The sequence below is a fragment of the Bacillus sp. FSL M8-0350 genome, assembly GCF_038593345.1.
GTDB lineage: Bacteria > Bacillota > Bacilli > Bacillales > Bacillaceae > Bacillus > Bacillus safensis.
This window is the reverse complement of record NZ_CP151985.1, coordinates 2,821,771-2,833,701: the sequence shown is the minus strand read 5'-3', so window position 1 is coordinate 2,833,701 and position 11,931 is coordinate 2,821,771. Positions and strand designations below refer to the sequence as shown.

Annotated in this window: 10 protein-coding genes and 1 other annotated feature; of the genes, 8 read left to right on the top strand and 2 right to left on the bottom strand. The window is 41.3% G+C overall.

Annotation, left to right across the window (positions count from 1 at the left end; genetic code table 11):
• Positions 1-16 precede the first annotated feature (16 nt).
• The gene (locus NSS80_RS14780; protein ID WP_024424897.1) at positions 17-715 is read left to right on the top strand and encodes an ABC transporter ATP-binding protein; all 699 of its coding nucleotides are present in this window, start codon (positions 17-19) and stop codon (positions 713-715) included.
• Entirely contained in the window at positions 705-2,015 is a 1,311-nt protein-coding gene (locus tag NSS80_RS14775) for an ABC transporter permease (protein ID WP_024424896.1), read from the top strand. The genes NSS80_RS14780 and NSS80_RS14775 overlap by 11 nt, the downstream gene beginning before the upstream one ends.
• A gap of 65 nt (positions 2,016-2,080) precedes the next feature.
• On the opposite strand, the gene NSS80_RS14770 is transcribed toward NSS80_RS14775, so the two are convergent.
• Together NSS80_RS14770 and NSS80_RS14765 are read right to left on the bottom strand one after the other, a co-directional pair.
• On the bottom strand, positions 2,081-2,779 hold the full coding sequence (locus NSS80_RS14770; RefSeq protein WP_041114925.1) for a hypothetical protein: 699 nt from the start codon (positions 2,777-2,779) through the stop codon (positions 2,081-2,083).
• Positions 2,780-3,066: 287 nt separating this feature from the next.
• Positions 3,067-3,870: an STAS domain-containing protein gene (locus tag NSS80_RS14765; RefSeq protein WP_024426208.1), complete on the bottom strand. Its 804-nt coding sequence runs from the start codon at positions 3,868-3,870 to the stop codon at positions 3,067-3,069.
• Positions 3,871-4,292: 422 nt separating this feature from the next.
• Here NSS80_RS14765 and NSS80_RS14760 point away from each other — a divergent pair, with 422 nt between their 5' ends.
• The 6 genes from NSS80_RS14760 (at position 4,293) to NSS80_RS14735 (ending at position 11,896) form a co-directional block, all read left to right on the top strand.
• Positions 4,293-4,622: a DUF4257 domain-containing protein gene (locus tag NSS80_RS14760; protein ID WP_008343006.1), complete on the top strand. Its 330-nt coding sequence runs from the start codon at positions 4,293-4,295 to the stop codon at positions 4,620-4,622.
• A gap of 103 nt (positions 4,623-4,725) precedes the next feature.
• Positions 4,726-4,947, top strand: a binding site (T-box leader).
• Positions 4,948-5,044: 97 nt separating this feature from the next.
• Complete coding sequence (gene leuS, locus NSS80_RS14755) at positions 5,045-7,459, top strand: leucine--tRNA ligase (protein WP_041114927.1); 2,415 nt, start codon at positions 5,045-5,047, stop codon at positions 7,457-7,459.
• 130 nt (positions 7,460-7,589) lie between these two features.
• Positions 7,590-8,492 (top strand): dienelactone hydrolase family protein, encoded by a 903-nt coding sequence (locus NSS80_RS14750; RefSeq protein WP_041114928.1) that lies wholly within the window; start codon positions 7,590-7,592, stop codon positions 8,490-8,492.
• A gap of 46 nt (positions 8,493-8,538) precedes the next feature.
• Entirely contained in the window at positions 8,539-9,291 is a 753-nt protein-coding gene (locus tag NSS80_RS14745) for an NAD(P)-dependent oxidoreductase (protein WP_041114930.1), read from the top strand.
• 219 nt (positions 9,292-9,510) lie between these two features.
• Complete coding sequence (locus tag NSS80_RS14740) at positions 9,511-10,371, top strand: carbohydrate ABC transporter permease (protein WP_087976618.1); 861 nt, start codon at positions 9,511-9,513, stop codon at positions 10,369-10,371.
• 25 nt (positions 10,372-10,396) lie between these two features.
• Positions 10,397-11,896, top strand: a complete 1,500-nt coding sequence (locus NSS80_RS14735) for an extracellular solute-binding protein (RefSeq protein WP_041114932.1) — start codon at positions 10,397-10,399, stop codon at positions 11,894-11,896.
• The last annotated feature ends 35 nt before the right edge of the window (positions 11,897-11,931 follow it).

Below are 11,931 nucleotides of genomic sequence, written 5' to 3'. Positions count from 1 at the left end.
GAGCAGGGGAGTAGAGATGATTCAGATTCAAGCATTAGATCATGTATTTAAAATTGGTAAAAAGGGCAGGGAAAATGAAATTCCTGTGCTGAAAGGGATTGACCTGTCCATCAAAAGAGGCGATATTGCTTGTATTGTTGGACGAAGTGGTTCGGGGAAATCGACTTTATTGAACTTAATATCAGGCTATATTACGCCAACGAGCGGAAAAATTGTCATTGATGGCACCGATGTGACCGGCTTTAATGAAAAAGAATGGGCAGACTTTCGCTTAGATCACTTTGGCTTTATCTTTCAAAGCTTTCAGTTGATCGGGAGCTTAACAACGTATGAGAATGTTGAACTTCCGCTTACTTTAAAAGGGGTGAAGCCGTCTGAACGAAAGGCGAAAGTAAAAGAAATGCTGAAGCGAGTAGGACTCGAACATCATGCAGGACATTACCCAAATGAGCTGTCAGGCGGACAGCAGCAGCGTGTGAGTATTGCAAGAGCCTTGATTTTAAATCCATCTATTATTTTAGCGGATGAACCAACAGGTAGTCTGGATTCAGAAACTGAAGGAGAAATTTTAGCCTTTATCCAGCAGCTCAATCGCGAAAAAGGAATTACATTTGTCATCATTACACATGACGATGAAGTCGCTTCAATCGCAGACACAACGTTCCAGCTTCACGACGGTGTATTAAAGAAAGGGGAACAATCCATTGAAATTTAGAGATCAGGTCAAATTCATTAGAAGAAATATGAAGAAAAATAGATTGCGTGTGTTTATGACCATTCTTGCGACGACAATGGCATGCTCTTTCTTAATCGTTCTAGCGTCTGTTGGTTTTGGTTTGCAAAAATCAGCTCAAGATGAAATTATGAAACAGCAAATCATCACAGAAATTAAAGTGTTAGGAAAAGAAAAAGGAGACGTTAAGATTGATGATTTAAAGAAATATGATCATGTGAAATCTGTCGTCTCAAGAACGGCGATCAATCCATCGGTTAACGTCGAGCTCGATAACCGTTCAAGTGAAACGCAGGCTGCTTTGACTGATATGAAAGAAGAAAAAGAAGCAGGACTTGAGCTAGACCGAGGAAAAGTCCCCACATCAGCGAACGAAATTGTGGTTGGGTATCATATGGCGCAGCAACTGTGGACAAAAAAAGAACGCGAAGCCTATGAAAAAGAATTAAACCAGACGTCAAATGGGGAAGAAACACCGAAGGAGCCAAAAGGCTACACGAAGGATATTTTAAATAAAGTGATTCAAATCAAAGTGCCAAAACTAAATGAAGAAGGGGAAGTCGTTAAAGAAAAAACATTTGATTTCCGTGTAGTAGGTGTTTTGAAAAAGCCGAATTTGGAGTGGCAGGAGGATCATAAAATTCTGATTCCGAATGCTTATGAAAAAGAATTTGGTCAAATACTCGACCTGTCTCCTGAAGCAGGAAATGTCGAGAAAATGACTTCTGTTTATGCAGATAAATTCGACAATGTCGGTACGCTCACGAATAAACTGACAGATGAGGGCTATCAAGTCATCTCTGTGACGAACCAGCTTGAAGGAATGGATATGTTCTTTACGGTCTTCAAAATTGGACTCATTTTTGTCGGATGTATTGCAGTCATTATTTCTGCCATCGGTATTTTCAATACGATGACCATGGCGGTAACAGAGCGAACACAAGAGATTGGGATTATGAAAGCCATTGGCGCAAATCCATCCATTATCAAGCGGATGTTCCTAATGGAAAGTGCTTATATTGGAGTCATCGGATCAATCATCGGTATTATCATCTCATATTTGATTAGTTTCGCCGTTAATTTAATCATCCCAGCCATTTTGTCGTCCATGTCTGAGGGAGGATCAAGCGATCAATTCTCGATTACTTTTTCCTATATTCCACTCAGCCTTGTCATTACAGCGACTGTGATCAGCGCAGGGGTAGCGATCATTTCAGGGCTTAACCCGGCACGTAAGGCAACAAAAACGAATGTATTAGCAGCTTTAAGAAGAGAAATCTAAAAAAGAACCTCCTGTAAACCCGATTGGGCGCTCAGGAGGTTCTTTTTTATCTTAATTAAACATTGCTATTGCTTAGGTGCCCTGTATCCGGCACGCTCTGCTTCTTCTACTGAGCAGAACATTTTGGTTACATTCTTTGTTCTAGAGTAGTATCTGCTGCTTGGTGTGTGGTAAATACCATTGACACTCCCTTTAATGTTACAGGCAGCCGATTCTTTTTTTGTTTCCTTTTGTGATTCATGACCGCCTGTGCTTTTTCCTTCATCTTTAGGTGCGGAGCGCTGGACGGTGGAAGACTTCGTATCGCTGCTGCTATTCTTGATTTCTTGTTTGAGTGTTTCATTACTGGAGGTGAGCTTGTCTATTTTCTCTTCAAGCGATTGAATGGTCTTCTCTTGCTGTTTGACCGTTTCTTTTTCTGAGGTGATGGTTTCTAGCTTCTTTTCCAGCTTTTCTTTTTCCTTCTCTGCATCTTCTAAAGAGGAGGTAAGCGACTCTTTATCAGCTTTTAAGCGCGAAATGTCAGATGAGAGTTCCTTTTGATCCTTTAACAGCTGTTCGGAAGATGGATCGGCTTGTGCCTTTGGCGCATTTCCAGCAGTAAGCGGTAATGACATAATGGAAAAGAAGAGACCAATGATCAAAAATGGATAAAAAAGTTTCTTTGAAAAAATCAGCTCGTTCTTGCGTTTGAGTAAGAAGAAATTGACAGCATATCCGATGGCAAAACAAACACATAAAAGACCTAATATGAGTAACAACATATCTAACAGCCCCCCTAAATTGCTATTTACACCTATCATACCTCATTTTTCCATTTTGGGGAGCGGTTCAATTAAAAAAAACCTGTTTACACAGGGTTTTCCAGCGTGTAGACAAACCCTCGCATTGGTTGTCAGGTCTGCGCTCCGGTGCTCACGAATGTCGAATTCGCTCCGCTCCGGTGCTCGCCCTTCCTAGACTGCAAAGGTTTTCTATCACGCTGAATAGAAGACAAAGGGCTAAAATAAAGATCATTTTAGCCCTTTGTCAACAATCTGAAAAACCCTGTTTACACAGGGTTTTCAGCTAATGGTAATCCTTTTATGGCTTCTTTTACTGTCAAATAAGTGATCGTATTCTGGAAATCTGTATCGAGGTCTTTCATTTTCAGCGCAAGCTGCGGCTTAATCCCAGTGATGATCAGTTCGGTTCCAGTTAGATTGAGAAGATGATGCAGTTTGAAAATACGTGCTGCGACGGAATCATCGACCTCGATTAAACCAGAAAGGTCGACAATTAAATAATCATCCTTTGAATCATCTAATATACAGGTTAACTTAGCGACAATGGCATCAAAGCGTTCTTCAGATAATTTTCCGATAAGCGGAAGAGCAGATACACCATTTTTGATTGGGACGATTGGCGTCGAAAGAGAGGTGACTTCCTGTAAGGAATCTTCTAGGAGCTGTTCATATTCTTTCTGTTTCGTAATATCCTTTTGAAAACCAATGAAAAATGTTTTGTCATCTTGTTCAATGTATAGAGGATCTATATTGAGTTCATTCCAAAAAAAAGTGCCGTCTTTTTTATAATTTTTTAGCTGTGTGGTAATAGGTGTTTTGTTTTGAATTCCATGACGAATTAAAGCTAGCTGCTTTTGATCCGTGTCTTTTCCTTGAAGGAATCGACAATTACGACCAAGAATCTCATCTGGTTTGTATCCAGTCATTTGTGTAAAGCCGTGATTCACATAAACGATAGGGTTATCCTCTAAGGAAGGGTCTGTAATGACAACACCGATCCGCGCATGATCCAGCGCTTTTTTGATGAGTTCAAGCTGTTTTTGCAAGCCGAAAATGTTCGAGCTGACCATATTACCCTCCTTTGCTGCTATAAGACATATCAAATGGTTGTCTTTTCAACCAAATGAATCCTTTTAAACGTAACATAACATATGTTCTGTTTCAACGATTGCAAACGCTTTGTTAAATTTGTCATCATAGTTTGTCCTCCATTAGAATAGAGTAAGTAAGGAGACTTTTCATTAGAAAAAGAAGGAATCAATTACTCATCATTCATAAAATGACAAAAATAGTTAATATGGATTAGGTGAAAATGATTCCAATGCATCAAGATTGTTTTTAGGTCATTCACATATAATGGAAGAAACAAGCTTTTTTTCTTCGTTAGAGAGAATAGACCTTTTACATGGATTATGACGGAACAGCAGAATGGCATTACAGGGGGCTGGACAGCCTGAAGTCGCTTTACTATTCTAAGGGCTTTAGGAAGGTGATGAAAATGCTGCAACAAGTCATTATTGCTTGCGCCATTGGAGGGGTCATGGGCATTCTCGGTCACGTAAAGAAAAAAGGCAGGCTAGAGAAGCCCAGAATGACAAAAAAGTTTATTTACTTAGGGTTTATTGAAGATTGGCTCGTTGGGATGATTGCCGCTACACTGCTTGTCTTATCCTCAAATCCCGAATCTAGTCTGCACTTGATCATCTTATCCATTATTTCAGGTTACGGAGGAGAAGCAGTTCTGCGAAGCTTCGATTTTGTGAGAGAAGAACGTTCACAGGATGCAGGCTCCAACCGTCATAACCGATCTCCACACGAATAATATCCTCTACTTTACCCTAGTCTAGGGTACATTCCCATTGTATACAAACCTGCTTGCACTTATGATCATAATTCTATAAAATACTACTTAGATGACGGTTACGATAAGAACAGTGAAGAGGAGTAGTAGGAAAGCAGTATTTGTCTTTAGAGAATTGACGGCTGGTGAAAGTCAATCAAATCTGCTTCTGAACTCGCCTCAGAGTTGCAGTTGCGTTAAAGCTTCTGTCGCATGTCTGCGTTAAAGATATTAAGTGAGCGTACGAACAGCATGTTACGCTAACAAGGGTGGTACCGCGGGAACCAAAAAATCTCTCGTCCCTTTCCAGGGATGAGGGTTTTTTGTTGATTTTAGAAAAATCTGAATTCTTGCAGTGGTCATCTAAGCAGATAAAGCCGTACATATTAAAGGAGGTTTTCACATTGAGTTTTCAGCATCGGGAAATTGAAAAGAAGTGGCAGGATTATTGGCTGACACATAAAACATTCGCCACATCTGACTCGGAAGATAAACCGAAGTTTTATGCACTTGATATGTTTCCATATCCATCAGGAGCAGGGCTTCATGTCGGGCACCCTGAGGGCTATACAGCAACGGATATTCTATCACGCATGAAACGTATGCAGGGATATGATGTTCTTCATCCAATGGGGTGGGACGCATTTGGGCTCCCGGCAGAACAGTATGCACTTGATACAGGAAATGACCCGGCAGCCTTTACAGAAGAGAACATCAATAACTTCCGCCGCCAAATTCAATCACTAGGGTTCTCGTATGATTGGGATCGAGAAATCAACACGACAGATCCGAATTACTACAAATGGACACAATGGATTTTCTTAAAATTGTACGAAAAAGGATTGGCCTATATCGATGAAGTACCAGTGAACTGGTGCCCAGCGCTTGGCACAGTGCTTGCAAATGAAGAAGTCATTGATGGAAAAAGTGAACGCGGAGGCCATCCTGTTGAAAGACGTCCTATGAAGCAGTGGATGCTAAAGATTACAGCATATGCGGACAGGCTGTTAGAAGATTTAGAGGACATTGATTGGCCTGAAAGCATCAAAGATATGCAGCGTAACTGGATCGGACGCTCTGAAGGAGCGCACGTTCATTTTGAAGTAGAAGGACATGACGAACAGTTTACGGTTTTCACAACGCGTCCTGATACACTATTTGGCGCAACATATGCAGTGCTTGCACCAGAGCATGCACTTGTTGAAAAAATTACATCTGATGCTCAAAAAGAAGCTGTCAAAGCGTATATCAAAGAGATTCAATCAAAGAGTGACTTAGAGCGGACAGATCTTGCTAAAACGAAGACAGGTATTTTCACAGGAGCGTATGCCATCAATCCTTTAAATGGTGAAAAGATGCCGATCTGGATTGCCGATTACGTGCTGGCGACTTATGGAACTGGAGCCATTATGGCGGTTCCTGCCCATGATGAACGTGACTATGAATTCGCCAAAACCTTTGATCTTCCAATTAAAGAAGTTGTAGAAGGCGGAGACATTGAAAAAGAAGCCTACACAGGTGATGGAAAGCACATTAACTCTGATTTCCTAAATGGCTTAGGAAAAGAAGAAGCGATTGAAAAAGCGATTGCATGGCTTGAAGAACATCAAAAAGGTGAAAAGAAAGTCACATATCGTTTAAGAGACTGGCTGTTCAGCCGTCAGCGCTACTGGGGTGAGCCGATTCCAATCATTCATTGGGAGGACGGAACATCTTCAGCTGTTTCAGAAGAAGAGCTTCCACTGATCTTGCCTAAGACGACAGAGATTAAGCCAAGTGGTACAGGTGAATCACCATTAGCCAATATTAAAGACTGGGTTGAGGTTGTAGATCCTGTTACAGGTAAAAAAGGCCGCCGCGAAACGAATACAATGCCGCAATGGGCAGGCAGCTGCTGGTATTTCTTACGTTATATTGATCCTCATAACACAGAAGAGCTTGCCTCTCCTGAGAAGCTGAAGAAATGGCTTCCAGTTGATGTGTATATCGGCGGAGCAGAACACGCTGTACTGCATCTTCTATATGCACGCTTCTGGCATAAGTTCTTGTATGATATCGGTGTTGTTCCAACAAAAGAACCTTTCATGAAATTGTTCAATCAAGGTATGATTCTTGGGGAAAACAATGAAAAAATGAGTAAATCAAAAGGAAATGTGGTCAACCCGGATGATATCGTAGAATCTCATGGTGCGGATACATTACGACTTTATGAAATGTTCATGGGACCTTTAGATGCGTCAATTGCTTGGTCTGAAACAGGACTTGATGGCGCTCGTCGTTTCCTTGATCGTGTATGGCGTCTCTTTACAAATGAAGATGGCTCACTCAGTGATAAAGTGACAGAGCGGTCTGGCGGCGCATTAGAACGCAGCTATCATGAAACAGTCATGAAGGTAACGGATCATTATGAAGGCTTGCGTTTCAATACAGGAATTTCACAATTAATGGTGTTTATCAACGATGCCTATAAAGCTGATACACTGCCGAAAGAATATGCAGAAGGCTTTGTAAAGCTTCTTTCTCCAATTGCACCGCATTTAGCAGAAGAGCTTTGGAATAAACTTGGTCATGAAGGGTCTATTTCTTATGAAGCATGGCCTCAATATGATGAGTCAAAACTTGTCGACGATGAAGTAGAAATTGTCGTACAGCTTAACGGTAAAGTAAAAGCAAAATTAACCGTTCCTGCTGATGCAACAAGGGAGCAGTTAGAAGAGCTCGCGAAAAATGATGCACGTGTAAAAGAACAGCTTGAAGGGAAAACCATTCGTAAAGTGATTGCAGTTCCTGGGAAGCTTGTCAATATTGTTGCGAACTAATGATGACACCCATCGGTATGAACCGGTGGGTGTTCTTTATTTCCCGGGACATAATTTTGTCGAAAACAAGGTGATTCCCGCATCGGTCTCGTATTTTAACAGGTGATCAAGAAAATGAGGAGTGACGTCAATGGAAAAGGAAAGCAAACGTGAACAACTGCTCAGTCTGTTAGGAGAAATGCCAGAACGTCATCGCGTGGAGGATTATACGTTAAAAATGGAAGAACGTGAATCATATGTAGTGGAAACTCTCATTCTCTCCATGAATGGTGAAGAGGAAGTCCCTGCTTATTTCGTGAAACCGAAGGATACGGTGAAAAAAAGACCCGTTGTACTGTTCCAGCATTCACATGGCGGGAATTACGTGAATGGGAAGGACGAGCTGTTAAAAGGTGCTCATTATTTGCAAACGCCTTCATATGCAAAAGAGTTTACGTCTAAAGGATATAGTGTACTGGCCATTGATCATGCAGGGTTTGGTGAGAGAAGAGGTAGAACAGAAAGTGAAATTTTTAAGGAAATGCTTTTAACAGGAAAAGTGATGTGGGGCATGATGCTGTATGAAAGTATGTGTGCGATTGATTATTTGCTGTCTCGATCTGATGTGCTGGCGGACAGGTTAGCTGTCTTTGGGATGTCAATGGGCGGTCTTCTTTCCTGGTGGACGGCTGCACTTGATGAGAGGGTCAGTGTGTGTATTGACCTTTGTGCACAGGTGGACCATCATACATTAATTGAAACGAACAATTTGGACAGACATGGCTTTTATTACTATGTACCGAGCTTGGCGAAGCATTTTACAGCAGCGGACATTCAAGAAATGATTTTTCCAAGACCGCATTTAAGCTTAGTTGGAAAACTTGATCAGCTCACGCCTGCTGAAGGCATTGAAAGGATTCAAAAGGTATTGAGTCAAACCTATGAAGCTGCTTCATTGAAAGAACGATATCAGCTTACCCGTCTTCATGCAGGTCATTTTGAAACAGCCGCTATGCGTCACGAGGCGACACGATTTTTGAAAAAGTGGCTGTAATCAAGAAACGCTTGGACATACTACGTCAAAAGAAAGGAGGAGACAGATGAAAAGAATCACCATCATTGGCGGATGCGGTGTGATTGGACGTCTTTTAACAAAAGCGCTCTCTGATGAGTACAGCGTCACGATTATTGATCTAACGAGCTGTGTAGAAGGAGTCATTTTAGCCGATGCAGCGAATGAACAGAATGTATATGAGGCAATTCCGCGGGATACAGATGTCATCTTGCATCTTCTAAACATGGACATGACGCATGATGTGATGGATCATGAAGAATTTGCAAAAATGACTGATATTTTTTGGAGGAGTACCTATTATATGTTTCGTTCAGCCGCGAGGCTTGGCATACGAAAAGTCATTTTTGCAAGCAGCAACCATGTGACGGATCGTTATGAAGAGGATGGACGCTCCTTACTTGGGCGGCAGATTACAACTGACGATGTGCCTGCGACTAAAAATGTCTATGGCATATTAAAGTTTGCTTCCGAACAGCTGGGACGTTTGTTCCACGATCAATCGGGAATGTCTGTCATCAATTTAAGAATTGGAACAGTTGTAACAGATGAGATGACGGCATTACACAAAAAACAAAGAACAAAAAGAACACTGCTGTCACATGAAGATCTTGCAGGTATGATAAAGGCAGCGATTGAAACGAATATCTCCTTTGGGACCTATTATGCTGTATCAGAGAATGAAGAAAAGCCCTGGTCTACTGAGAAAACGAAGCAGGAGTTAGGCTATGAACCAGATGTCAATACGACGGAGATCCTCGGAGACAATGATCAAGCATAGGGCATAATCATGTCATGAGCTAATGATCTTATTCTTTTGTTTCATGAGCATAAAAGCACGGCTGATATGATCTATCCAGTTGGTCTGTCAAAATGATTATAGACGCTTTCTTCCCCCGTTTGTTACATTTTAATCACGATATCGTCACAGGCTGCAGCTTACTTTCAGATGAAATGATAACGCTTTCAAAGAAAGGGCGTGATGAACATAGATCGTTCTATTAAAGGCCGATTGTTCAATTTATTTAATTACTCTTTTCTACTCATGTTCGCATTAATATGTGTGCTTCCGTTCATCCATGTCATTGCCGCCTCTTTTGCAACAGTAGAAGAGGTCATCACGAAGAAGTTTATCTTGTTCCCGACGACGTTTTCTCTAGAGGCATATCGATATATTTTTTCTACAGATATTGTGTATCGCAGCCTCATTGTGTCCATTCTTGTGACGCTCGTTGGAACAGCTGTCAGCATGTTTTTGTCCTCGCTTATGGCATACGGTCTGTCTCGCCAGGAGCTAAAAGGCCGGAGAACACTGATGTTTCTCGTTGTTTTCACGATGCTGTTTAGCGGAGGGATGATTCCGACGTTTATTGTGGTGAAAACACTTGGTCTGCTTGATACGTATTGGTCACTTATTCTACCGGTTGCAATCAATGCGTTCAATTTAATCATTTTGAAAAATTTCTTTCAAAACATACCGGCAAGTCTTGAGGAATCAGCGAAGATGGACGGCTGTAACGATTTAGGGATTTTCTTTAAAATTGTGCTCCCACTTTCTTTGCCAGCCATTGCAACCATTTCACTTTTTTATGCCGTGACGTATTGGAATACGTACATGACTGCCATTCTGTATTTAAATGATTCAGTGAAGTGGCCGATTCAGGTGCTTCTGAGACAGATTGTCATTGTCTCAAGCGGAATGCAGGGAGATATGTCGGATATGGGCTCATCCACACCACCGCCAGACCAGACGATTAAAATGGCTGTGATCGTTGTGGCAACCATTCCGGTTCTGCTTGTTTATCCATTTATTCAAAAGCATTTCAACAAAGGGGCATTACTAGGTTCTGTAAAGGGTTAAAAAGATGGAACAACGGAGGGATTTTATGGGGAGAAAGAAATTATGGCTGCTTGCGTTTGTCCTGTTATTTGCAGCAAGCGGTATTCTGTCAGCGTGTTCAAGTAAAGGGGCAAACTCATCAGATGAGAAGGTTGATTTAGACAAAAAGGTAAAGCTGACATGGATGGCGATTTTATATCATCAGCAGCCGCCGAAGGATTCCGTTTTAAAAGAGATTGAGAAGCTCACAAATACAGAGCTTGATATTACATGGGTGCCTGATGCTGTGAAGGAAGATCGGTTAAATTCCGCACTTGCAGCAGGGAATTTGCCGCAAATTGTGACGATTCAAGACATTAAAAATTCGTCTGCGATTAATGCGTTCAGATCAGGCATGTTTTGGGAAGTCGGTCCGTATTTAAAGGATTATCCAAATTTAAGTAAGATGAACGAATTGATTAATAAAAACGCCTCTATAGACGGGAAGCTTTATGGCATCTATAGAGAAAGACCACTTTCAAGACAAGGGATTGTCATTCGAAAGGATTGGCTTGAAAATTTAAATTTGGATACACCAAAAACATTGGATGATCTATATGAAGTAGCCAAAGCCTTTACTGAAAAAGACCCGAATCAAAATGGAAAAGCGGATACAATTGGCTTTACGGATCGGAACGATTTAATTTATGGCGCATTTAAAACACTTGGTTCATATGAAGGAATGCCCACAGACTGGAAAGAAGAAAACGGGAAATTCACGCCAGACTTTATGACAGATGAGTACATGAATACAATGAAATACATGAAAAAGCTGCGCGACAATGGCTATATTAACAAAGACTTCCCAGTGACAAGCAAAACACAGCAGCAGGAATTATTCTCACAAGGAAAAGCAGGCATCTATGTTGGAAATATGGTAGATGCCGTGAACCTGAGAGATGATGCGACAGATAAAAACATGAAAGTAGATATTATCAACCGAATCAAGGGCCCAGATGGCAAAGAACGTGTGTGGGCATCAGGGGGGCATAATGGCATCTTCGCATTCCCTAAAACAAGCGTGAAATCAGAGGCAGAATTAAAGCGGATTTTGGCCTTCTTTGACCGCATTGCCGAAGAAGATGTATATGGTCTCATGACGTACGGTATAGATGGCCAGCATTATAAGAAAGAAGAAGGAAATACATTTGTCAGGGAAGAAAGCCAAGTGAAAAGCTGGCAGACAGATGTACAGCCGCTTGTCAGTCTTGTAGGAATTGATAAACGTTACTTGAAAAATAAAGGGGATGCAGTTCGTTCTAAATATGAAGAGCTAGAAGAAGACAATCAAAACATCATCGTTGCCAATCCTGCTGAAAGCCTGTATTCAGAAACAGCATCAGAGCGTGGAAACGAATTGAAGAAAATCATCGATGATGCGACGTATAAGTTCATTCTTGGAGACATCAGTGAAGATCAATTTCAGAAGGATGTAGAGAAGTGGAAATCCAATGGTGGGAATAAAATCATAGAAGAATATGAAGCTTCCTTTAAAAAATCAAAATGACCAATAGGAACACCCCCGCAAAGCAAAAAAGCGGG

Excerpts from the sequence above, each read along its gene's own strand:
- NSS80_RS14780 (WP_024424897.1), top strand. The coding sequence starts at position 17 with ATGATTCAGATTCAAGCATTAGATCATGTATTTAAAATTGGTAAAAAG.
- NSS80_RS14770 (WP_041114925.1), bottom strand. The coding sequence starts at position 2,779 with ATGTTGTTACTCATATTAGGTCTTTTATGTGTTTGTTTTGCCATCGGA.
- NSS80_RS14765 (WP_024426208.1), bottom strand. The coding sequence starts at position 3,870 with ATGGTCAGCTCGAACATTTTCGGCTTGCAAAAACAGCTTGAACTCATC.
- NSS80_RS14760 (WP_008343006.1), top strand. The coding sequence starts at position 4,293 with ATGAAAATGCTGCAACAAGTCATTATTGCTTGCGCCATTGGAGGGGTC.
- NSS80_RS14750 (WP_041114928.1), top strand. The coding sequence starts at position 7,590 with ATGGAAAAGGAAAGCAAACGTGAACAACTGCTCAGTCTGTTAGGAGAA.
- NSS80_RS14745 (WP_041114930.1), top strand. The coding sequence starts at position 8,539 with ATGAAAAGAATCACCATCATTGGCGGATGCGGTGTGATTGGACGTCTT.
- NSS80_RS14735 (WP_041114932.1), top strand. The coding sequence starts at position 10,397 with ATGGGGAGAAAGAAATTATGGCTGCTTGCGTTTGTCCTGTTATTTGCA.